The sequence below is a fragment of the Stenotrophomonas sp. Nf1 genome, from assembly GCF_003028475.1.
Lineage (GTDB): Bacteria > Pseudomonadota > Gammaproteobacteria > Xanthomonadales > Xanthomonadaceae > Stenotrophomonas.
Map to the genome: position 1 here is coordinate 741,781 of NZ_PYTV01000001.1, position 23,273 is coordinate 765,053.

Below are 23,273 nucleotides of genomic sequence, written 5' to 3' on the forward strand. Positions count from 1 at the left end.
CCATGCTGCCGGCGGGTTCACTGCTGGACGCGCCGGCCGATTCGCTTGACGATTCCGAATGGGCGTCTGCCGCACGGCAGGCGCTGCAACAGGCCGATGCGCGCCTGTACCGCCGCTTCGACCAGGGCGACAACATCGAGCGCCTGCTGGCGCTGCGCGCGCGTGCGGCCGACCATCTGATCCGCCTGGCCTGGCAGCGCTGCCTGCCGGCCGACAGTGGCCTGTCGCTGTTTGCAGTGGGCGGCTACGGCCGCGGCGAGCTGTTCCCGCGCTCGGACATCGACCTGCTGGTGTTCGGTGACGCGCAGGCACAGCTCGCTCATGAGCCCGCATTGGCACGCCTGTTCGCGCTGCTGTGGGATTGCGGGCTGGCGGTCAGCCATGCCGTGCGTTCGGCCGCGCAGTGCCGCCAAGCCGCTGCCGACCAGACCGTGCTGACCGCGCTGATCGAGGCGCGTCCGATCCTGGCCGACGATGCGGCGCGCCGCGCGTTGCGCGAAGCGATCGATGATCGCGAACTGTGGCCGGCGCGGACCTTCTTCCTGGCCAAGCTGGAAGAACTGCGCAACCGCCACCAGCGTTTCGGCGATACCGCCGACAACCTGGAGCCGGACCTGAAGGACGGCCCGGGTGGCCTGCGTGACCTCAACACGCTGGGCTGGATGGCGCTGCGTGCGTTCGGCGTGCGTGATCTGGAGGCGCTGGTCGGGCTCGGCCACCTGGGCGCCGACGAAGCGGCTGCATTGAAGCGCGAGCGCGCGGTGCTGGCGCGGCTGCGCTTTGGCCTGCACCTGGTGGCACGCCGCCCGGAAGAGCGCCTGCGCTTTGATTACCAGAAAACCCTGGCCGCGCGCCTGGGCTTCGAAGACGACGCCGAGAATCTGGGTGTCGAAAAAATGATGCAGGGCTTCTACCGCGCTGCATCGGTGGTGCGCCGGATCAGCGACCGCCTGCTGCAGCGCTTCGAGGAACAGTTCGATGGCGAGGCGCAGCCGGAACCGCTGACCGTGGGTTTTTCGCTGCGTCGTGGCTACCTGGCCGCGAACGAGGCCGACTGGCCACGCGCGGATATCGGCCAGGTGTTCGCGCTGTTCGCCAGCTGGGCCAACAACCCGCAGGTGCGTGGCCTGCATTCGTTGACCGCGCGTGCGCTGGCCGAGTCGCTGCCGTTGCTTCCGGCCTATGACCAGGCTGATGCCGATGCACGCGAGCAGTTCCTGGCCCTGCTGCGCGGCCAGCGTCCGGTCGATACGCTTTCGCGCATGGCGCGGCTGGGTGTGCTTGGCCAGTGGATTCCCGCGTTTGCCCAGGTCAGCGGGCGCATGCAGTTCGACCTGTTCCATGTCTACACCGTGGATCAGCACACGCTGATGGTCCTGCGCAACATCGGGCAGTTCGCCAGCAGCCGCGCCGACGAGCGCTTCTCCATCGCCCATGAAGTCTGGCCGCGCCTGCGCAAGCCGGAGCTGCTGCTGCTGGCCGGGCTGTTCCATGACATCGCCAAGGGCCGCGGCGGCGATCACTCCGAGCTGGGCGCGGTGGACGCGCGTGCGTTCTGCCAGGCGCATGCGTTGAGCGTGACCGACACCGAACTGGTGGCCTGGCTGGTCGAGCAGCATCTGCGCATGTCGGTGACCGCGCAGAAGCAGGACATCGCCGATCCGGAGGTGATCCATCGTTTCGCCACGCTGGTCGGCAGCCGCGACCGCCTGGACTACCTGTACCTGCTGACCTGCGCCGACATCGCCGGCACCAGCCCCAAGCTGTGGAACGCCTGGAAGGACCGGCTGCTGGCCGATCTGTACTTCGCGACGCGGCGCGCATTGCGCGAGGGACTGGAGCATCCGGTGCCGGCCGCCGAGCGCGTGGCCGAGGCGCGCGACAGCGTGCGCGCGCTGGTGCGCGAACAGGGCTACGACGACGCCACCATCGACCGCCAGTTCGCGGTGATGCCCGACGAAGGCTTCATCCGCCTGCGCCCGGAACAGCTGGCCTGGCAGGCTGCCGCACTGGTGCCGGTGAAGCAGGGCCAGGCCCTGGTGAAGGTGCGCCGGATCAGCGTCGACGACCCGGCGCTGGAAGTGTTCGTGCATTCGCCGGACCGCGACGGTCTGTTCGCCGCCATCGTGATGACCCTGGACCGCAAGGGCTACGGCATCCACCGCGCACGCGTGCTTGATGGCCCGGCCGACACCATTTTCGATACGTTTGAAGTGAGCCCGGCCGACACGTTTGCCGATGGCAGCAGCGCCAATCTGGAAGCGGCACTGCGCGAAGCGCTCGGTGGCGATCTGGCCCGCCTGCGGCCGTCACGCCGGGTCGTGCCACGCCAGCTGCGCCACTTCCGTTTCGCCCCGCGCATCGAGTTCCGCGATGAACCCGGCGCGACCCGCTTTGCCCTGGTCGCTCCCGACCGTCCCGGCCTGCTGGCCGACGTGGCGTTCGTGCTGCGCAACCAGGGCCTGCGCGTGCACGACGCGCGCATTGCCACATTCGGCGAACGCGCCGAAGACACCTTCGTGATCAGTGACGAACACGACCTCCCCCTGACTGAACCTGCCCGGCAGCAGCTGCATGACGCGATGCTGGCCTGCCTGGACCCTGATCGAAACGCCGGAGACCCCGCCTGATGGCCACCAAGCCTGTGAAGAAGACTGCTGCCACCACCAAGAGTGCAGCGGCCAAGAAATCTGCCGCCGTGCCGGCCGCGAAGAAGGCCGCAGCGCCGAAGAAAACCGCGGCGGTGAAGACCCCGGCGAAGAAGGTGGCTGCGCCGAAGAAGGCCCCGGTCAAGAGCGCCGAAGCCGCACGCGCCGAAACCATCGCCCGCAAGTCGCTGCGCAAGCCGCCGGTGCCGGGTGTGGAAGAACTGAAGTTCGGCATCGAGAGCGCCTTCGAGCGCCGCGCCACGCTGACCCTGCACGAGCTGGAAGGTTCCACCCGTCCGCTGGTCAACCGGGTGATCGATGGCCTGGAAACCGGTGAATTCCGTGTGGCCGAGCCGGACGGCCACGGTGGCTGGAAGGTCAACGAGTGGCTGAAGAAGGCGGTGCTGCTGTACTTCCGCGTCAATGACATGGCGGTGGTTGACGCGCGTCCGGCGCCGTTCTGGGACAAGGTGGAATCGCGCTTTGCCGGTTATGACGAAGCGAAGTTCCGCCGCGCCGGCGTGCGCGTGGTGCCGGGGGCGATCGCCCGCCGCGGCACGTACTTCGGCAAGGACGTGGTGCTGATGCCGAGCTTCACCAACATCGGCGCCTACGTCGGCGAAGGCACCATGGTCGACACCTGGGCCACCGTCGGCTCCTGCGCGCAGATCGGCCAGCACTGCCACCTGTCCGGCGGCGCCGGTATCGGCGGCGTGCTGGAACCGCTGCAGGCCAGCCCGACCATCATCGAAGACCATTGCTTCATCGGCGCGCGTTCGGAAGTGGTGGAAGGCGTGGTGGTCGGCCATCACAGCGTGATCGGCATGGGCGTGTTCCTCAGCCAGAGCACCCGCATCTACAACCGCGCCACCGGCGAAATCACCTACGGCTACATCCCGCCGTACAGCGTGGTGGTGTCCGGCTCGCTGCCGAGCAAGGACGGTACCCACTCGCTGTACTGCGCGGTGATCGTCAAGCAGGTTGATGCCAAGACCCGCAGCAAGACCAGCGTCAACGACCTGCTGCGCGGCCTGGCCGACTGAAGGTGACCGCGCCGCAGGACCTGGCGCAGTCTGCGATCTACCGGCACCCGTCCGACAGCCTGTTCGGGCGGGTGCTGCCGCGCCTGCTGCACGCGGTGCAATGGACCCGGCTGCGCCGCGCGCTGTCGCGGCGCTGGCCGATGCCGGCGCTGCTCAGCGACGTGCGCGACGTGGTCTACGTGAGCTGGTGGGTCGATGTGCGCCATGCACCGCCGCCACCGCCGGGCCATCACTACGTGGTGCATGAAGGGCGTACGCCGTACACCATCCTCAGCTACCGCCACGGTCATTTCGGGCCCGCACTGGCCGGCCCGCTGCGCGCATTGATGCCGTCGCCTCGGCAGAGCAACTGGCGCTGGTACCTGCGCCGCGATGACGATCCGGAAGGCACACCGGTGGTGCTGTTTGATCGCAACGTGATGGACCAGCTGGCCTTCGTCGCCGGCGCGCGCGCGTTCAGCGATGCCATGCAGCCCCATCTGTCCGCCCGCTTCGCGCATGTGCTCGACGCCGATGGCGCGGGCCACACAGTGATCGAGAGCGGGCAGGGCAGTGCGCCGGTGTTGCATCTGCACTGGCAGGCTGCCGCAGGGTGGAGCGTGGCCGGGTGGTCGGCCGCCTTCGGTGGCGATGAGGCCCTGCTGCGTTTCCTGACCTGCCAGGACGAGGCCATCGCCCGCACCTGCGACCACCGCTGGGCCAGTACCCGTATTGCCCTGCCGGTGGCCGTCGACACCTTGCAGCCGCTGCACCTGTCGGGCGAACTGCAGTGCCCGCGCCTGCAGGCGATGGGTGTGGCGCTTGAATCGGGCCTGGCCTTCCGCTTGCCGCGGGTGCCGTTCCGGGTCGTCTCCGAGCGCCTGTTATGAGATTCTGGCCCCCTGTTTTCCAGCACTACAGATGGCCATGAGCACCACTGTCTACGGTTTGAAGAACTGCGATACCTGCAAGAAGGCGACCAAGTGGCTGGACCGCTTCGGTGTGCCGTATACCTTCGTCGATTACCGCGATAACAAACCGAGTCCGGAGACGCTGCTGGAATGGGCCGCGCAGCTGGGCGGGCTGGCGGCGATGGTCAACAAGTCCTCCACCACCTGGCGGCAGCTGCCGGACAACCGCAAGGCGGCCGAGTCCGATGCCGAATGGAAGCTGCTGCTGCGCGAGTACCCGCAGTTGATCAAGCGCCCGCTGGTGGTCAGCGCCGATGGCACGGTCAGCCAGGGCTTCAGTGACAACGGCTTCAAGGCACGCTTCGGCGTGGGCGGCGCATGAGTGCCGTTCTCGACCTGACCTGCGAGCTGATCGCGCGGCCCTCGGTGACGCCCGATGATGCCGGCTGCCAGGCGCTGCTGGCCGCACGCCTGAAGCAGGCCGGGTTCCACTGCGATCACCTGCGCCTAGGCGAGGTCGACAACCTGTGGGCGACCCACGGCAGCGGGGCGCCGGTACTGGTCCTGCTCGGCCACACCGACGTGGTGCCCACCGGGCCGCGTGAGGCCTGGAGCAGCGACCCGTTCACGCCGACGATCCGTGACGGCGTGCTGTATGGCCGCGGTACGGCCGACATGAAGGGCAGTGTGGCCGCGTTCGTGGTTGCCGCAGAGCAGTTCGTCGCCGCGCACCCCGATCACCCCGGTACGCTGGCGGTGCTGCTGACCAGTGACGAAGAGGGCGATGCCATCGACGGCGTGCGTCATGTTGCACGGCTGTTCGCCGAACGTGGCCAGCGCATCGACTGGTGCATCACCGGCGAGCCGTCGTCGACCGCGACGCTGGGCGACCTGCTGCGCGTCGGCCGCCGTGGCAGCCTGTCGGCCAAGCTGCGCGTGCAGGGGGTGCAGGGCCATGTGGCCTACCCGGAAAAGGCGCGCAACCCGATCCACCAGGCGGCGCCGGCACTGGCCGAGCTGAGCGCACGGCGCTGGGACGATGGCTACGAGAGCTTCCCGCCGACCAGCCTGCAGATCTCCAACATCCACGCCGGCACCGGCGCGAACAACGTGATTCCCGGCGAACTCGAAGTGGATTTCAACATCCGCTACAACCCGCACTGGGATGCGCCGAAGCTGGAAGCGGAGATCACCGCGCTGCTGGGCCGGCATGGCCTGCAATACACGCTTAAGTGGCATCGCAGCGGCGAGCCGTTCTACACCCCGGAAGGCACGCTGCGGGCGGCCGCGCGTGCGGTGCTGGCCGAGCACATCGGCCGTGCACCGGAAGAAAGCACCGGCGGCGGCACGTCCGATGCGCGCTTCATCGCGCCGTTGGGTGCGCAGTGCATCGAAGTGGGCCCGGTCAACGCCAGCATCCACCAGGTGGACGAGAACGTGCGCGTGGACGAGCTGGAAGCGCTACCGGGCCTGTACCAGCGGCTGGTGGAACGGCTGCTGGGGTGAGGAGGGTGGGTGCCGACCGTTGGTCGGCACGCTTTCCGGTAGAGCCGAGCCGTGCTCGGCTGATGTTCCCCGCTAGAAGCAGCCGAGCATGGCTCGGCTCTACTATTCCGAGAAAAGGAAGAACGGCGGCTTGATCGCCTTTTCCCAGTAACTCGGCGCGGCCATGTAGAAGCGCTGCGCCTCGGCTCTGATAAACCAGGCGGCCGCCGCAGCGGTGTCCTTCTCCACGCCCGGCGCACTCCGGCCCAGTAGCAGCCCGGCGAAGTATTGGCCGAACACGTTGCCCTGTTCGCCGGCGCGCTGGTACAGCAGCAGGGCTGCCGCCGGATCGCGCGGCAAGCCCACGCCGCTTTCCAGCAATGCCCCCAGATCCACCTGCGCCTCGGCATCGCCACGATCCGCACGCCGTTGGAGGCGGGCGATCAGCGGGTGCACCGCATCGCCTTGCGGCGCCACGGCATCCGGCAATCGCGAGGAACGGCTCGGATAGCGCTGGTAGATCATCGCGCGCAGGTCCCAACGCAGCGCCTGCTGCGCGTCGCCCTGCTGGCGATAGGCCGCAGCCAGTTCCTGGAATGCGTAGGGATTGCCGTGGTTGGCCGCAGCCAGATAGGCGCGCTCGCCGCGTCGCCACGAAGCATGCAGCACCGGTGCAGGATCGATGCGGGGGCTGTCGGCATGCCGCAGCGCGCCGGAGGCCCAGATCCGGCCCAGCGCTTCTTCGGCCTTGGTGTTGTGGAAGGTCCAGGGCGTGACCGCTGCGGCGCGCTCGTAGTAGGTGACCGCACGCGGGTCGTTGAAGCGTTCGAAGGTCTGCGCGGTTTCCCAGGCCCCCTCGAAACTGCCGTCGCTGCCGCGGCGTTCCAGCGCCTGCAGCTGGCCGGCAGGCAGGCGCGAAGGCGGGGGCAGGGTCTGGCAGGCGACCAGGCCCAGGCAGAGCAGGGCGGCCAGTACGGCGGTGCGTCCAGTGCGGTGTTGCATTTCCATTACACAGTGCAGGGCGGGCCATTATGCGCTTCACCTGTGGTTGCCGACGCAACTGTTGCGCCGCGCGAAAAACCGGGGTAGGGTCAGTGCCATGTCGATCCGCCTGGCCACCGCCGTCAATAACAACAACCGCAATAATCTGCGCGCGAATAATCGTGCGCGGCCGATGCGGGACTGCGCCCTGGGTAGATAGACAGCAACACACGCCCGGACACCAGAAAACCCGCATCGGCCGATGCGGGTTTTTTTGTGCCCGGGCGCAGCCTTCCCGGGCCTGGATGGCCGGTCGAACACCCTCCCTTCATGAAGTCCCCCAACAGGAGCTCTGCCATGTGTTCGATCTTCGGAATCTTTGGCCTGCAGGCCGGTGACGATCTTCCCGCCCTGCGCCGTCACGCGCTGGAACTGTCGCAGCGCCAGCGCCACCGGGGCCCGGACTGGAGCGGCGTATACCTCGACGAAGGCGCCTTGCTGGTGCACGAACGGCTGGCCATCGTCGATCCGGCCGGTGGCTCGCAGCCGCTGTTGTCGGCCGATGGCCAGCTGGCGCTGGCGGTGAACGGCGAGATCTACAACCACCAGCAATTGAAGGCCGCGCTGACTACCGCCTACGACTTCCAGACCGGTTCGGACTGCGAAGTGATCAACGCGCTGTACCGCCAGGGTGGGTCGCCGGCGCAGTGGCTGGAGCAGCTCAACGGCATCTTCGCCTTCGCATTGTGGGATCGCGACAGTGGCCGCGTGCTGGTGGCGCGCGATCCGGTCGGCGTGGTGCCGCTGTACTGGGGCCATGATGCGCAGGGGCGCCTGCGGGTGGCCTCGGAAATGAAGGCGCTGGTCGATTCCTGTGCCGATGTCGCGCAGTTCCCGCCGGGCCACTATTTCGACAGCGCCAGCGGCGAACTGGTGCGCTACTACCAGCAGCCGTGGCGCGAGTACGCCGATGTGCAGGGCCGCCAGGCCGACCTGGCCGAGCTTCGCCAAGCCTTCGAACATGCGGTCGAGCGCCAGTTGATGAGTGACGTGCCGTATGGCGTGCTGCTGTCCGGTGGCCTGGACTCATCGCTGGTGGCCGCCGTGGCTGCACGCTACGCACGCCGTCGCATCGAGGACGGTGGGCAGACCGAAGCATGGTGGCCGCGCCTGCACTCGTTTGCGATCGGGCTGAAGGGTTCGCCCGACCTGGCCGCTGCCGCGGTTGCCGCCGATGCGCTGGGCACCGTGCACCACGGCTTTGAATACACCTTCGAAGAAGGCCTGGACGTGCTGCCGGAAGTGATCCGGCACATCGAAACCTACGACGTCACCACCATCCGCGCATCGACGCCGATGTTCCTGCTGGCGCGGCGGATCAAGGCGATGGGGGTGAAGATGGTGCTCTCCGGCGAGGGCAGCGACGAGATCTTCGGTGGCTACCTGTACTTCCACAAGGCGCCGGATGCGCGCGAATTCCACGACGAGCTGGTGCGCAAGCTCGATGCCCTGCACAACTACGACTGCCTGCGTGCCAACAAGTCGATGATGGCCTGGGGCGTGGAGCCGCGCGTCCCGTTCCTGGATCGCGAATTCCTCGACGTGGCGATGCGTTTCGATGCCGCGCACAAGATGGTCGGTGCCGGGTTCGGTGGCCGTCGCATCGAGAAGGCGGTGCTGCGCGAGGCGTTCGATGGCTATCTGCCGGACAGCATCCTGTGGCGGCAGAAGGAGCAGTTCAGCGATGGCGTCGGCTACGGCTGGATCGACGGGCTGAAGGCGCATGCCGAAGCGCAGGTGAGCGACCGTGTGCTGGCCGCCGCCGACAAGCGCTTCCCGCACAACCCGCCGCAGACCAAGGAGGCGTACTACTACCGCCACCTGTTCGAGCAGTTCTTCCCGAGTCGTGCGGCTGCCGAGACGGTGCCGGGCGGCAAATCGATCGCCTGTTCCTCGCCGGCGGCGATTGCCTGGGATGCCAGCTTCGCGGCGGCAGCAGACCCCTCCGGTCGCGCGATTGCCGGCGTGCACGAACAAGCCCTGGCCTGACCCGGCAGAAAGGGGACGGAGGGGATTAAGTCGTTTGTGCCACAAACGACTTAATCCCCTCCGTCCCCTTTTTGCGACGTATCATCGGCGCCCTGCACATTGGGGAATGTTCATGGACGTACCGCGCGGGAGCCCGGCGCCGCCGATGAAATGGGGCTGGCGCTATCTGGCCTGGGCCGGCGTGCCACTGCTGGCCGGCGTGCTGCTGGCCCGCTATGCCGGGCCCGATACGCCGCAGGCGGTGGCCCGTGCCACCGCCGCCACCGAAGGCGGCTGGGCACAGCATCTGGCCTCACCGCTGGGCCTGTTCCTGCTGCAGCTGCTGGTGCTGCTGCTGGTGGCCAAGGGTGCCGGCGCGCTGCTGAAGCGGTTGGGCCAGCCGGCGGTGATCGGGGAGATGGCGGCCGGTCTGATGATGGGCCCACTGGTGCTGGGCAGCCTGTTGCCGCACCTGCACGGGGCACTGTTTCCGGCCAGTTCGCTGGGTCCATTGGGCATGCTCAGCCAGCTGGGCGTGCTGATGTTCCTGCTGGTGGCCGGTGCCGAGCTGGATCTGGCCGCGCTGCGCGGACGCCGCCGTTTCGCGTTCACGGTCAGCCATGCCGGCATCGCGGTGCCGTTCGTGCTTGGCGTCGCGCTGGCGATCTGGCTGTACCCGCAGCATGGCCCGCAGGGAGTGGGCTTCACCGCATTTGCGCTGTTTGTCGGCATCTCGATGAGCATCACCGCGTTCCCGGTGCTGCTGCGCATCCTCGCCGATCGCGGCATCACCCAGACACCGCTGGGCCAGACCGCCATCGCCTGCGCCGCGCTGGGTGATGCCACCGCCTGGTGCCTGCTGGCGTTGATCGTCGCCGCCGCCCAGGCCAGCGGCTGGTTGCCGGCCAGCCTCAACCTGCTGTGCGTGGTGGCGTTCGTGGCGCTGATGCTGGGGCTGGTGAAGCCGTGGTTCGCCCGCCAGCAGATCGCAGCGGGTCGCGAAGGGCGTTGGCTGCTGGGCATCCTGCTGCTGTCGTTGGCCAGCGCGCTGGTTACCGAAATGCTCGGCATCCACGCCTTGTTCGGTGCGTTCGCCGCCGGCGTGGCGGTCTCGTCCAACACGCAGCTGCGCGAGCTGCTGATGGCCCGCGTCGAGCCGTTCGCGGTAACGCTGCTGCTGCCGCTGTTCTTCGCCATGACCGGCCTGCGCATGCGTGCCGATGCGCTGCAGGCCAGCGATATCGTGCTGTGCGTGGTGGTGATCGTGGTGGCCACGGCCGGCAAGCTGCTGGGCACCTTCAGTGCGGCGCGCAGTGCCGGCATGCCCACGCGTGAAGCCTGGCGGTTGGGTGCGTTGATGAACACCCGTGGCCTGATGGAGCTGATCGTGCTCAACCTGGGCTACGAGCTGGGGCTGCTCGGCGACCGCCTGTTTGCGGTGCTGGTGATCATGGCGCTGGTGACCACCGCGATGACCGGCCCGCTGTTGAGCCTGATCGAGCGGCGCTACCGTCGGTGATGGGGCCGGTGATGGGGTCAGATCCCTTTTCCATCGGAAAAGGGATCTGACCCCAGGTCTCCGGGGTTGCCGGCCAGCGGCCGGCACTACCGCGCCGGGACCAGCGTCATCGTGTGCTCGGCCTTGCCGGGCAGGAACGGGCTCGGGCGGCCATGCACCCAGTCCTCGTGGCCGGCGCCCCAGTACGGCGACAGCGGATGCCCGCTCTGGCCGCCGGGCATGTGCACGATGCCGTCGGCCTCGTGGCCGGGCGATACCACCATGCGCTGGGAGGCGCCGAAGTTCGGCGTCTGCACGCGCGGCATGTCGCGGTCGCCGGGCAGGCGGTCGGCCGGCATGCACAGCCAGCGCTTGGCGAACCCGGGCATCGCCCGTGCGATCGGGTGGCAGATGGCCGCGGTATTGCGCTCGCCCCAGGTGCGTTGGGCCAGCGGTCCCTGCTGTGACAGCTCAGCTTCGGTACGCCGGGCGGCATCCAGCAGCAGCGCATCCCAGCTGTCGTATGCCGGTGGCAGCAGGTTGGCCGGGCGCTGTTGCAGCATCGGCCAGGCCACGCCTTCCAGCTGCGCCAGGCGCGGCTCCAGGAAGTCGTCGCCGAGCTGCGCATGGGCAGGCGCCAACAGTGCCGCGGACAGCGTGTCCATCACCTTGGAGCGGAATTCGCGCACCACCCGGTAGCTCACCGCGTCGGCCGAGGCGCGGCCGCCCCATGGGTGGCTGGCCGCCTTCAACCGCTTCAGTGCCGGATCGTCGCTGCGCTCGATGACGTCGTGCAGCAGCGCCCACCAGCGCTGCAGGAACACCGCGCGGTCATCGAGCTGGATCGCCAGCAGATCGTGTTCGTCGAAACGCTCCTGCACCGCCAGCAGATCGCGGATCTGGCGCGCACGTGCGCCGAGGTCGTAGCCACCATCACCGGCGATGGCCAGCGCCTCACCGTCGAGCACGCGACCGTTGGCCGTCCACAGGCGATGGCCTGGCGGGTCGATCAACGCCGGTGCGGCGTCGCTGCGCAGCGGCCATGGCGCGCACTGTGGGTTGCTGGCGGCGGTGAAGCCGGCGGGTGCGCAGCCGGGTCCGCGATCCGGACGCGCACCGATCAGGCGCCAGGCGATGCGGCCGCTGCGGTCGGCGATCACCAGGTTCTGCGCGGGGATGCCGGCGTGGTCGGCGAAGTGCAGGGCGCCATCGAGATCACCGGCGCGGGCCAGATCGCTGAAATCCAGGCGTACCGCGCCGGGCAGATGGGCCACCCAGCGCAGGGCATCGCCACTGCCATCGGCGTGGGTGTGCAGCAGCGGTCCCCAGGCCGTCTCGCGCACTGGAAACACCACGTCGGCCTGGCCCGCCACGGCGATGCGCTCCTGATGCACGGTAACGGCGGCGTTGGCTGGCTCCGTACGGTAATCGGCGGTGTCGATGTAACTGTTGGTGAAGCCCCAGGCGATGTGGCCGTTGCTGCCGACGATCACCGCCGGCAGGCCGGGCAGCGAGAAGCCGCTGACATTGACCTGGCCGCCGGCGGCCTGCGGGTCGGGATAGCGCAGCCGCACCCGGAACCACAGGCCCGGTGCGCGCAGGCCCAGATGCATGTCGTCGGCGACGATGGCGCGGCCATCGGCGGTGAGCGCGCCGGCCACGGCGAAGTTGTTGCTGCCAACGGCGTCGGCCTCGTCCTGCGCGGTGCCCGGTGTTGCCTTCAGGCTGCGCAGATCGAGCTGGCTGGCGTCGGGCAGGGCGGCGTTGCCGGTCGGTTCTCCGAACAGCGGGGCATCCCATTCGGTGCCATCGTGGGCAAGCAGGGCGTACAGCGGCGGCGGCACCACGGCACGGATGCGCTGCATCGCCAGTTCGGTACGGTTGTCCGGGTCCTGCAGGTCGGCATACATGGCCAGCCCGGCCAGCACGCTGTCGCTGGCCTGCCACGGTTGCGGTGCCTGCCGCAGCAGCAGGTAGGCCCAGGGGCGCACGGAGAGATCGGCCAGGCCCTCATTGACCCCACCGACATAGGCGCTTACGGCTTCGATGTTGTCGCCCAGCGCAGCCTGCATGTTCGCCTCGGTGCGTGCGCGCAGCCGATGCACGCGCATGCGCTTGTCGGTGTCGATGGCCTTTGGCCCGAACAGGGCCGACAGCTCACCGGCGGCACTGCGCCGCATCAGGTCCATCTCGAAATAGCGTTCCTGCGCATGCACGCGGCCCAGTGCGCGCATGGCATCGGCCTGGCTGCCGGCGGTGATGGTGACCACGCCCAGCGCATCGCGCTCGACGGTGACCGGCCCGGCCAGGCCGGGCACGGGGCGCTCGCCGTCCAGGTCGGCCAGGCTGCCGCGCAGCAGCAGCCACAGGACCAGGACGGTGGCCAGCACGATGGCGATCAGCACGCCCAGCATCCAACGCCATGTACGTCGCATCGCACGTCCTTTCCGAACTCGTGGGTCGATTGTAGCCGCAGGCGCAACTGCGACTGATTCCGATTAGATCACCGTATTTTGAAATGCGGCACCCTATGTCACATCGATTCACAGGAGCCCCCCATGAAAGGCAACCCGGACGTCATCGCCTGCCTGAAGGAACTGCTGCGCGGCGAGCTCGCTGCCCGCGACCAGTACTTCATCCATTCCCGCCGCTACGAGGACCAGGGCCTGTTCGCGCTGTACGAACGCCTGAACCACGAGATGGAAGAGGAAACCCAGCACGCCGACGCGCTGCTGCGCCGGATCCTGTTCCTGGGCGGCGACCCGGACATGCGCCCGCATGCCACCGAGCCGGGCAGGACCGTGGAGGAGATGCTGCAGAAGGACCTGGATACTGAATACGCCGTTCGGAACAATCTCGCCGCCGGCATGAAGCTGTGCGAGGAGAACGGTGACTATGTGAGCCGCGACATCCTGCTGGCGCAGCTGAAGGACACCGAGGAAGACCACGCCTGGTGGCTGGAGCAGCAGCTGGGCCTGATCAAGCGCATCGGCCTGGAGCTTTACCAGCTGAGCAAGATCGACGGCAACGGCGCCCCGGCGCACTGAGCGGCATCGCTCTCTGTAGAGCCGACCGCTGGTCGGCTGCCTTTCGGTAGAGCAGCCGACCAACAGTCGGCTCTACCAGGAGCAGAAGAGCAGCCGACCAGCGGTCGGCTCTACCAGCAGCACAGCGTTCTGTCGCCCGCCAGCACCGGAGCACCGCCAGCCAGCCTTCGCCCGCCAGCTGCTCCACCGCCCGCCAGCCGACAACGAAAAAGCCGGGGATTTCCCCGGCTTTTTCGTGTCTGATCCCCGGCAAGGCGTGTCAACCAAGGTTGACACCCACCAGGGGCAGGGCCCCAGCGGTCACTCCACCGACAGGCCTTCCACCTTCTGCCAGCCGCGCGGCAGCAGGTGGCCGCGGGTGGCGCGGGCGCCGAGGTAGGCGTCGAGCTCGTTGAACTTCAGCCCCATGGTGCGCTGGCCACTGCGCACCTGCAGGGTCTGGCCCGGGCTGATCGCCACGATGGCGACCACGCGTTCGGTGGCGAGCTTGGCCTTGGGGATCTCGATGATCTTGTTGCCCTTGCCCTTGTCCAGTTCCGGCAGGTCGTTGGCGGCAATTGCCAGCAGGTTGCCCGAACTGGTCACCGCGACGATACGGTCGGTGGCCACGTTCGCCACCACCGACGGGGTCAGCACCGACGAGCCGGACGACAGGTTCAGCATCGCCTTGCCGGCCTTGTTGCGGCCGATCAGGTTCTCGAAGCGGGTGACGAAGCCGTAGCCGTGAGTAGAGGCCAGCACGAAGCGGGTGTCCGGTTCGGCGCTGGCCAGGGTCACGAAGCTGGTGCCTGGTGCCGGCGAGAAACGGCCGGTCAGCGGCTCGCCGTTGCCGCGCGCCGAGGGCAGGGTGTGCACCGGCGTCGAATAGGCGCGGCCTTCGCTGTCGAGGAACGCGACCTGCTGGGTGCTGCGCGCACGCACCGCGCCCTGCAGCGCGTCGCCATCGCGGTAGGACAGCGCGGACGCATCGACGTCGTGGCCCTTGGCGGCACGGATCCAGCCCTTCTCCGACAGCACCACGGTCATCGGCTCGCTCGGCACCAGCTCGGTCTCGTCGATGGCCTGCGCGGCCTGGCGCTGCACCAGCGGCGAGCGGCGGGCGTCGCCGAACTTCTTGGCATCGGCGGTCAGTTCGTCGCGGATCAGCTTCTTCAGCTTGGCCTTGCTGTCGAGGATGCCGAGGATCTTCTCGCGTTCCTTGGCCAGCTCGTCCTGCTCGCCACGGATCTTCATCTCTTCCAGGCGGGCCAGCTGCTTCAGCTTGGTTTCCAGGATGTACTCGGCCTGTTCCTCGGACAGTTCGAAGCGCGCGATCAGCGCCGCCTTCGGTTCGTCCTCGGTACGGATGATGTGGATCACCTCGTCCAGGTTGAGGAAGGCGACCAGCAGGCCTTCCAACAGGTGCAGGCGGCGCTCGACCTTCTGCAGGCGGTGCTGCAGGCGGCGGGTGACGGTGTTGCTGCGGAAGGTCAGCCATTCGCTGAGCAGCATCTTCAGGTTCTTCACCTGCGGACGGCCGTCCAACCCGATCACGTTGAGGTTGACGCGGTAGCTGCGCTCCAGGTCCGTGGTCGCGAACAGGTGGCCCATCAGCTGCTCGGCGTCGACGCGGTTGGAGCGCGGCACCAGCACCACGCGCACCGGGTTGGCGTGGTCGGACTCATCGCGGATGTCCTCCAGCCACGGCAGCTTCTTGGCGCGCATCTGCGCGGCGATCTGCTCGATCACCTTCGACGGCGATACCTGGAACGGCAGTGCCGTCACCACGATGTTGTTGGCTTCCTTGGTGAAGGTCGCACGCGCACGCACGCTGCCGTTGCCGGTCTCGTACATGTTCCGCAGGTCGTTGGCGGCGGTGATGATTTCTGCGCTGGACGGGTAGTCCGGGCCCTGCACGTGCTCGCACAGGTCGCGCACGGTGGCTTCGGGGTTGTCCAGCAGGTGCAGCAGCGCGCTGACGATCTCGTTGAGATTGTGCGGCGGCACATCGGTGGCCATGCCCACGGCGATGCCGGTGGTGCCGTTGAGCAGCAGGTGCGGCAGCCGCGCCGGCATCCAGGTCGGTTCCTGCAGGGTGCCGTCGAAGTTCGGCGCCCAGTCGGTGGTGCCCTGGCCCAGTTCGCCCAGCAGCACTTCGGCGATCGGGGTCAGCTTGGATTCGGTGTAACGCATCGCCGCGAACGACTTCGGGTCGTCGCTGGAGCCGAAGTTGCCCTGGCCCTCGATCAGCGGGTAGCGGTACGAGAACGGCTGTGCCATCAGCACCAGCGCTTCGTAGCACGCGCTGTCGCCGTGCGGGTGGTACTTACCGATGACGTCACCGACGGTGCGCGCGGACTTCTTCGGCTTGGACGCGGCATTCAGGCCCAGCTCGCTCATCGAATAGATGATGCGGCGCTGCACCGGCTTCAGGCCGTCGCCGATGAACGGCAGGGCGCGGTCCAGGACCACGTACATGGAGTAGTCGAGGTAAGCGCGTTCGGCGTACTCGCGCAGCGGCAGTTGTTCGAAACCGTGGAACACGGGGCGGGCAAGTTCGGTCATGCGGCGTTGTTACCTATGTCGGGAGGCGGCGACGGCGGTCGCCGCTCGCAATCCTGTGATTATCCGGATGCGGCCGGGGATGCCAAGCCACGCGCCGGGTCCAGTCCGGTTTCCAGCCCGTGTCCGGCCCGCGCCAGGTAGCGCCCGGGCGGCAGCCCGAAGTGGCGGCGGAACACGGTAACGAAGGCGCTGGCGCTGCTGAAGCCCAGCGCGTGGGCGATGTCGGCCACGCTGCGGCCATCGGTCAGCTGGCGCAGGGCCTCGGCCAGTCGCGCCTGCTGCCGCCACTGGGCGAAGCTGAGCGTGGTCTCGTCGCGGAAGTGGCGGGTCAGGCTGCGCGGCGACAGCCCGGCCCAGTGTGCCCATTCGGCCAGGCTGCGCTCGTCGGACGGGTCGGCCAGCAGCTGCGAGGCGATCTTCAGCAGGCGCCGGTCATGCGGCATCGGCAGATGCATGCGCTGGCGCGGCGCGGTGCGGATCTCGTCCAGCAGCACCTCGATGATGTGCTGGCGCTCAGGCGTGGTGTCGTAGCCCAGCGGCCAGTCGCAGATGCGGTCGGCCAAGGCCTGGGCCAGCTTGGACAGGCCGAGCACGCAGGGATCGGAGGGCAGGGTGGCGCAGGCCGGCGCCGCCAGCGCCATGCCCCAGCCGCGCAGCGGGCCGTCGAGGGTGACCGTGTGTGGCTCCAGCGGCGGCATCCAGCCGGCCGAGCCCGGCGCCAGCGACCAGGTGCCGTGCGAGGTCCGGGTGGTCAGCAGGCCGCGTTCGACGCAGATCAGCTGGGCGCGCTGGTGGTGGTGCCAGTCCACCTCGCGCACCAGCCCCTGCGGGCTGTCGAAGCGGAAACCGACCACCGGCGGGCCATCGTTGCGCTCGAACCAGTCCAGCGCGTCGTCCCGCAGCAGCCGCTTGGGAGGGGGGATTTCTGCCTTGTTCATCATGTCCGCTGGCGGAAAAGTGTCATCCATTGGCTGAATTGTACTACCGGGCCACCTGAGCAGATCATTAAGGTAGGCGCCTTCACCGATCCAGCCCACTGCTGCAACACAGCATTCGATGCCAGATCGAATATTTCCATTGAGAAATATTTTTTTTGGAAGAGAATGCTCCCCCATGATCTGTCCTGCAACCACTCCCCCCAGCTTCGGCCTGCTGCTGCGCCAGGTGCGCGACGGCCTGGTCCGGCAACTCGACGCATCCATGGCTGAAGAAGATCTCGGTATCGGCTTCACCCACTACATCGGGCTGAAGGTGCTTTCGCACATGGCCCCGTGCACCGCCAACGAGCTGGCCCAGGCCATCGACCAGGTGCCCAGCGCGGTGACCCGCCTGCTGGACAAGCTGGAAGCGCTGGGCTGCGTCCGCCGCGAACCGCACGCCCAGGACCGTCGTGCACTGCAGATCGTGCTGACCGATGAAGGCCGCGCGCTGTGGGCGCGGCTGAAGCTGCGCGGCGACGCGGTGATGGATTACGCGCTGCGTGATCTTTCCGCCGACGAGCGCACGCTGCTGCTGTCCCTCCTCACCCGAATCCGCGATTCCCTGACGACCCCATGAACCCGATCCCGCATACCACTCTCCGCCGGTCCGGGCGCGCGCTGCTGGTGTCAGCGCTGGCCCTGGCCCTGGCCGCCTGCGCCAGCAGCCGTGGCCTCACCCCGCAGGGCCACGTGCTCGACGTGGACGGCCTGCACAGCGAACGCACCCTGGCCGATACCGACCTGAGCGCCACCGGCTTCCCGGCGCAGGACTGGTGGAAGGCGCTGGGTGATGCCCAGCTGGACGCGCTGGTTGCCGAGGGCCTGGCTGGCCACCCGAGCCTGGACGCCGCCGATGCGCGCCTGCGCCAGGCCCAGGCCCAGGTCGGCACCGCACGTGCCGATGAACTGCCGAGCCTGTCGGTGTCCGGTGGCTACACCGGCCTGCGTCTGCCCGAGTCGATGGTCGGCAGCGAGATGGGCGGCCGCTACGGCGGCAGCAGCCAGGTCGCCTTCGATTTCAGCTATGGCGTGGACCTGTGGGGCGGCAAGCGCGCCGCCTGGGAGGCGGCGGTGGATGGCGCGCACGCGGCCACGGTCGAAGCGCAGGCGGCCCGCCTGAACCTGTCCACCGGCATCACCCAGGCCTATACCGACCTGGCCTACGCCTGGCAGCTCAATGATGTGGCCGAAGAAGAGCTGACCCGTTCGCAGAAGTCGCTGGAACTGACCCGCCAGCGCCGCCGCGCCGGCATCGACAGCGACCTGCAGGTGCGCCAGGCCGAAGCCCGCGTGCCGGCCGCGCAGCAGCAGGTGCAGGCCGCACAGCAGCGCATCGACGCGGCCCGCACCGCACTGGCGGCACTGGTCGGCAAGGGCCCGGACCGTGGCTTGTCGATCCAGCGCCCGCAGCCGTTGAACCCGATGGCGCTGCAGCTGCCGGGCGTGCTGCCCAGTGAACTGCTCGGCCGTCGCCCCGACATCGTCGCCGCGCGCTGGCGCGTGGAAGCGGCCGACAGGCAGATCAAGGTTGCCAGGACCAAGTTCTACCCGAGCTTCAACCTGACCGCGCTGGCCGGCGTGGTCGCGCCGAACGTGGGCGACCTGCTGAAGAGCAGCTCCACCTTCGCCTACATCGGCCCGGCACTGAGCCTGCCGATCTTCGAAGGCGGCAAGCTGCGCGCCAACCTGGCCAACACCGATGCGCAGTACGACCTGGCGGTGGCCAACTACAACCAGGCCGTGCTCGACGCGCTGCGCGATGTGGCCGATCAGGTCAATGCGGTGCGTTCGCTGGCGCAGCAGGCGCATTCGCAGCAGCAGGCCGTGGACACCGCACGCTCGGCCTTCGACCTGGCCCAGCAGCGCTACCGCGCCGGCATCGGCAGCTACCTGGACGTGCTGACCGCGCAGTCCACGCTGTTGCAGTCGCAGCAGCAGCTGGCCGGCCTGCAGTCGCAGCAGGTGCAGTCCTCGGTGCGCCTGAGCAAGGCGCTGGGCGGTGGTTTCCAGCCCGCTGACGCCGACCGCGCACCGATCGCCTCCCATTCCGATTCCTCGCATTCCTGAAGACCCCTGCCATGAGCCAGACCCAAGACACCGCGGCCCCGGCCGCCTCCAACCGCCGTGGCAACCTGCTGCGCGGCCTGTTCGTGATCGTCGTGCTGCTGCTGGCCGCACTGGCGCTGTGGTACTTCATGTTCGGCCGTTGGTTCGAAGAAACCGACGATGCCTACGTGCAGGGCAACCAGGTGCAGATCACCCCGCTGGTGGCCGGTACCGTGGTCGCCATCAACGCCGATGACGGCATGCGCGTGGAGCGCGGCCAGCTGCTGGTGCAGCTGGACCCGTCCGACACCTCGGTGGCACTGCAGCAGGCCGAAGCCAACCTGGCCAAGACCGTGCGCCAGACCCGTGGTCTGTACCGCAGCGTGGAAGGCGCGCAGGCGGACTTGAACGCCCGCCAAGTGACCCTGAAGCGCGTGCGCGACGACTTCGCACGCCGCAAGGACCTGGCCGCCACCGGCGCCATCTCCAACGAAGAACTGGCCCATGCCCGTGACGAGCTGGCTGCCGCCGAAGCGGCCGTGGCCGGTTCGCGCGAGACCGTCGAGCGCAACCGCGCGCTGGTCGACGACACCGTGATCGCCACCCAGCCGGACGTGCAGGCGGCGGCCGCGCAGCTGCGCCAGGCCTTCCTCAACAACGCCCGTGCCGGCATCGTCGCGCCGGTCACCGGCTACGTCGCCCGTCGTTCGGTGCAGGTCGGCCAGCGCGTGCAGCCGGGCAACGCCCTGATGGCGGTGGTGCCGACCGAGCAGATGTGGGTGGAAGCCAACTTCAAGGAAACCCAGCTGCGCCACATGCGCCTGGGCCAGGAAGTGGAGCTGAAGTCGGACCTGTACGCCGGTGACGTGAAGTACAAGGGCCGCATCCAGAGCCTGGGCCTGGGCACCGGTTCGGCGTTCTCGCTGCTGCCGGCACAGAACGCCAGCGGCAACTGGATCAAGATCGTGCAGCGCGTGCCGGTGCGCATCGCCATCGATGCCAAGCAGCTGGCCGAACACCCGCTGCGCATCGGCCTGTCGATGAAGGCCGAAGTGAGCCTGCGTGACCAGAAGGGTGAAGTGCTGCCGACCGCTGCCGCCAAGGGCACCGTGTTCGACACCGATGTGTATGCCAAGCAGCTGCATGACGCCGATGAGGTGATCCACACGATCATCCAGGGCAACCTGCCGCAGCAGCAGGCGAAGGTGGGCTGAGGTCGCCATGTCCGCACAAGCTCCAGCCGCGCCCGGCGCTCCGGGCGCACCGGCGGCGCCGGGTGCGGCCTCCGGGTTCCTGCCGCCCAGCGTCGCCCTGTGCACCGTGGGCCTGGCGATGGCCTCGTTCATGCAGGTGCTCGACACCACCATCGCCAACGTCTCGCTGCCGACCATTGCCGGTAATCTCGGCGCCAGTTCGCAGCAGGCGACCTGGGTCATCACTTCGTTCGCGGTCAGCACCGCCATCGCACTGCCGCTGACCGGCTGGCTCAGCCGTCGTTTCGGCGAACGCAAGCTGTTCGTCTGGGCCACGCTGGCCTTCGTCATCACCTCGCTGCTGTGTGGCCTGGCGCAGAGCATGGGCATGCTGGTGCTGTCACGTGCGCTGCAGGGCTTCGTGGCCGGCCCGATGTACCCGATCACGCAGTCGCTGCTGGTCTCGATCTACCCGCGCGAGAAACGCGGGCAGGCGTTGGCATTGCTGGCGATGATCACGGTGGTGGCACCGATCTGCGGCCCGATCCTCGGTGGCTGGATCACCGACAACTACAGCTGGGAATGGATCTTCCTGATCAACGTGCCGCTGGGTATCTTCGCCGCGCTGGTGGTGGGCAACCAGTTGAAGGGCCGCCCGGAGCAGATCGAGAAGCCGAAGATGGACTACGTCGGCCTGGTCACCCTGGTGATCGGCGTCGGCGCGCTGCAGCTGGTGCTCGATCTGGGCAACGATGAGGACTGGTTCTCGTCGACGAAGATCGTGGTGCTGGCCTGCGTGGCGGTGGTGGCGCTGGCGGTGTTCCTGATCTGGGAGCTGACCGACAAGGACCCGATCGTCGACCTGAAGCTGTTCCGCCACCGCAACTTCCGCGCCGGTACGCTGGCGATGGTGGTGGCCTACGCGGCGTTCTTCAGCGTGTCGCTGCTGATTCCGCAGTGGCTGCAGCGCGACATGGGTTACACCGCGATCTGGGCCGGCCTGGCGACCGCGCCGATCGGCATCCTGCCGGTGATCATGACCCCGTTCGTGGGCAAGTACGCCTCGCGTTTCGACATGCGCATGATCGCCTCGGTGGCCTTCGTGTTCCTGTCCTTCACCAGCTTCCTGCGTTCGAACTTCAACCTGCAGGTGGACTACACCCACGTGGCCGGCGTGCAGCTGATCATGGGTATTGGTGTGGCGCTGTTCTTCATGCCGGTGCTGCAGATCCTGCTGTCGGATCTGGATGGGCGCGAGATCGCGGCGGGCTCCGGCCTGGCCACGTTCCTGCGTACGCTGGGCGGCAGCTTCGCGGCATCGCTGACGACGTGGCTGTGGGCGCGTCGTACCCAGGTGCACCATGCCGACCTGACCGAACATATCTCGGCCTATCAGCCGGGCATGCAGGACCAGGTGACGGCGATGGGGCAGGGCGACCTGCAGCATGGCGCAGCGGTGCTCAACAACATGATCAACCACCAGGCATCGCAGATGGGCTTCAACGACATCTTCTTCCTGCTGGGCTGGATCTTCCTGGCGATCATCGCGTTCCTGTGGCTGGCCAAGCCGCCGTTCGGCGCCGGTGCCGGTGCGGCGTCTGCCGGCGGCCATTGATCGATCATTGCCGTTGAAACGCAGAACCCCGCCGCAAGGCGGGGTTTTTGTCTGGAGCGCATCCACGCATGGCGTGGATCTACTGCCGGTGCGTTATTCCCGAACGCCGGAAACGAAAAAACCCGCTTTCGCGGGTTTGATCATCTTGAGTCGTGGTGCCCAGGAGAGGACTCGAACCTCCACGGTTTTACCCGCTAGTACCTGAAACTAGTGCGTCTACCAATTCCGCCACCTGGGCGACTCAGGAGATGAATTGTGCGGTACGGCAGAGAGTGTGTCAACAAGATTTCACAGTTTTTTCTGTGGCTGCACGCCCAGGTGTTGCAGCAGGCTGCGCATCGCCGGTGACAGCTGCGTCCACTCGGCAAAACAGGCGCAAAGACGGCGTTGTGCCCACGCATCGGCAAGTGGTACCGCAACGGTGTGCGTGCTGCGCCGATGCAGGCGGGCAACGGTGCGCGGCACGATGCCGACACCAATGCCGTGGCCGACCATGATGCACACGCCTTCGAAGGTTTTCATGCGGATGCGCATGTCCAGGCGGTGGCCGATGTCGCGGGCCTGGTCTTCGATGTAGGTCTGCAACGCGTTGCCATCGGCCAGGGCAACGAACGTTTCGCCGGCAACGTCGGTGAAGGACACGCTGCGGCGCGAAGCGAAACGATGACCGGCCGGAAGCAGCATCACCAGCGGGTCTTCGGCGACCACATGCCGCTGCAGGCCCGCAGCGTCGATCGCGTCGCTGATGATGCCGGCCTCGGCCTGGCCGGCGTTGATCGCGCGCACGACCTCCGGGCTGGTGCGTTCCAGCAGCTCCACATGCAGGCGCGGGCGCTTGGCCAGCCACGGTGCGAGGCGTACGGGCAGGTAGTGGGTCAGTGCGGCGGTGTTGGCATACAAGTGCAGGGTGCCGCGCGCGCCGTGCGCGAATGCCTGCAGTTCGCCGCGCAGCTGCGCCTGCTGCTGCAGGATCAGGCGCGCGTGGTGGGCGAGGGCGGCGCCGGCTTCGGTCAGGCTGACGCCGCGCGGGTGGCGATTCAACAGTGCGGTGCCGGCATCGGTCTCGATCATGCGCAGGCGTTCGCTGGCCGAGGCCAGTGCCAGGTTCGCCTGCGCCGCGCCGGCAGTGATGCTGCCGGCTTCGGCAATTGCCAGGAACAGGCGCAGGTCGGCGATATCCATCCGCATGGGGTGCCCTCATCGCAACGCCGGCGCCTTCGGATCAGCCGAAGGCAGAGGCGGGAAGACCGCATTGTGCGCCGATGGTCTGCCCGA

17 protein-coding genes and 1 tRNA gene are annotated in these 23,273 nt (G+C 68.0%); 12 read left to right on the top strand and 6 right to left on the bottom strand.

Going from position 1 to position 23,273, the window contains the following annotated elements; translation table 11 throughout:
- Positions 1-2: 2 nt before the first annotated feature.
- From C9412_RS03570 to dapE, 5 genes are read left to right on the top strand one after another with little or no spacing between them, the layout of a single operon-like run.
- A complete protein-coding gene (locus tag C9412_RS03570; protein ID WP_107230340.1) occupies positions 3-2,630 on the top strand; it encodes a [protein-PII] uridylyltransferase in 2,628 nt (875 codons plus the stop codon).
- Positions 2,630-3,691 (top strand): 2,3,4,5-tetrahydropyridine-2,6-dicarboxylate N-succinyltransferase, encoded by a 1,062-nt coding sequence (dapD, locus tag C9412_RS03575; RefSeq protein ID WP_107230341.1) that lies wholly within the window; start codon positions 2,630-2,632, stop codon positions 3,689-3,691. Before C9412_RS03570 ends, dapD begins: the two co-directional genes overlap by 1 nt.
- A 2-nt stretch (positions 3,692-3,693) precedes the next feature.
- Positions 3,694-4,560 carry a hypothetical protein gene (locus C9412_RS03580; RefSeq protein WP_107230342.1) on the top strand — a complete coding sequence of 289 codons (867 nt, stop codon included), beginning with the start codon at positions 3,694-3,696 and terminating at the stop codon, positions 4,558-4,560.
- 31 nt (positions 4,561-4,591) lie between these two features.
- Complete coding sequence (locus C9412_RS03585; RefSeq protein WP_181358660.1) at positions 4,592-4,963, top strand: arsenate reductase; 372 nt, start codon at positions 4,592-4,594, stop codon at positions 4,961-4,963.
- Positions 4,960-6,087 carry a succinyl-diaminopimelate desuccinylase gene (gene dapE / locus C9412_RS03590; RefSeq protein WP_107230343.1) on the top strand — a complete coding sequence of 376 codons (1,128 nt, stop codon included), beginning with the start codon at positions 4,960-4,962 and terminating at the stop codon, positions 6,085-6,087. Before C9412_RS03585 ends, dapE begins: the two co-directional genes overlap by 4 nt.
- A gap of 102 nt (positions 6,088-6,189) precedes the next feature.
- Here dapE and C9412_RS03595 read toward each other — a convergent pair whose 3' ends face one another.
- Positions 6,190-7,068, bottom strand: a complete 879-nt coding sequence (locus C9412_RS03595) for an SEL1-like repeat protein (protein WP_107230344.1) — start codon at positions 7,066-7,068, stop codon at positions 6,190-6,192.
- Between the two features lie 336 nt (positions 7,069-7,404).
- On the opposite strand from C9412_RS03595, the gene asnB reads away from it, so the two are divergent.
- Positions 7,405-9,096 carry an asparagine synthase B gene (gene asnB, locus C9412_RS03600; RefSeq protein WP_107230345.1) on the top strand — a complete coding sequence of 564 codons (1,692 nt, stop codon included), beginning with the start codon at positions 7,405-7,407 and terminating at the stop codon, positions 9,094-9,096.
- A gap of 106 nt (positions 9,097-9,202) precedes the next feature.
- Entirely contained in the window at positions 9,203-10,594 is a 1,392-nt protein-coding gene (locus C9412_RS03605) for a cation:proton antiporter (RefSeq protein ID WP_107230346.1), read from the top strand.
- A gap of 86 nt (positions 10,595-10,680) precedes the next feature.
- Here C9412_RS03605 and C9412_RS03610 read toward each other — a convergent pair whose 3' ends face one another.
- Positions 10,681-13,008, bottom strand: a complete 2,328-nt coding sequence (locus C9412_RS03610; RefSeq protein WP_107230347.1) for a penicillin acylase family protein — start codon at positions 13,006-13,008, stop codon at positions 10,681-10,683.
- Between the two features lie 123 nt (positions 13,009-13,131).
- On the opposite strand from C9412_RS03610, the gene bfr reads away from it, so the two are divergent.
- Complete coding sequence (bfr, locus tag C9412_RS03615; RefSeq protein ID WP_107230348.1) at positions 13,132-13,620, top strand: bacterioferritin; 489 nt, start codon at positions 13,132-13,134, stop codon at positions 13,618-13,620.
- Between the two features lie 300 nt (positions 13,621-13,920).
- Here bfr and parC read toward each other — a convergent pair whose 3' ends face one another.
- Entirely contained in the window at positions 13,921-16,164 is a 2,244-nt protein-coding gene (gene parC, locus C9412_RS03620; RefSeq protein WP_107230349.1) for a DNA topoisomerase IV subunit A, read from the bottom strand.
- Between the two features lie 59 nt (positions 16,165-16,223).
- Entirely contained in the window at positions 16,224-17,105 is an 882-nt protein-coding gene (locus tag C9412_RS03625; protein WP_181358661.1) for a helix-turn-helix transcriptional regulator, read from the bottom strand.
- A 172-nt stretch (positions 17,106-17,277) separates the two neighbouring features.
- Here C9412_RS03625 and emrR point away from each other — a divergent pair, with 172 nt between their 5' ends.
- From emrR to emrB, 4 genes are read left to right on the top strand one after another with little or no spacing between them, the layout of a single operon-like run.
- Entirely contained in the window at positions 17,278-17,721 is a 444-nt protein-coding gene (gene emrR, locus C9412_RS03630; RefSeq protein ID WP_005408766.1) for a multidrug efflux system transcriptional regulator EmrR, read from the top strand.
- The gene (gene emrC, locus C9412_RS03635) at positions 17,718-19,211 is read left to right on the top strand and encodes a multidrug efflux transporter outer membrane subunit EmrC (RefSeq protein WP_107230351.1); all 1,494 of its coding nucleotides are present in this window, start codon (positions 17,718-17,720) and stop codon (positions 19,209-19,211) included. The genes emrR and emrC overlap by 4 nt, the downstream gene beginning before the upstream one ends.
- Positions 19,212-19,222: 11 nt before the next feature.
- Positions 19,223-20,404, top strand: coding sequence for a multidrug efflux MFS transporter periplasmic adaptor subunit EmrA (gene emrA, locus C9412_RS03640; RefSeq protein WP_107230352.1), 1,182 nt, complete (start codon positions 19,223-19,225; stop codon positions 20,402-20,404).
- A gap of 7 nt (positions 20,405-20,411) precedes the next feature.
- Positions 20,412-21,998: a multidrug efflux MFS transporter permease subunit EmrB gene (emrB, locus tag C9412_RS03645; RefSeq protein WP_107230353.1), complete on the top strand. Its 1,587-nt coding sequence runs from the start codon at positions 20,412-20,414 to the stop codon at positions 21,996-21,998.
- Between the two features lie 153 nt (positions 21,999-22,151).
- Here emrB and C9412_RS03650 read toward each other — a convergent pair.
- Both C9412_RS03650 and C9412_RS03655 read right to left on the bottom strand, forming a co-directional pair.
- A tRNA-Leu gene (locus C9412_RS03650) sits at positions 22,152-22,236 on the bottom strand.
- Positions 22,237-22,286: 50 nt separating this feature from the next.
- Entirely contained in the window at positions 22,287-23,186 is a 900-nt protein-coding gene (locus tag C9412_RS03655; RefSeq protein WP_107230354.1) for a LysR family transcriptional regulator, read from the bottom strand.
- Positions 23,187-23,273 lie beyond the last annotated feature (87 nt).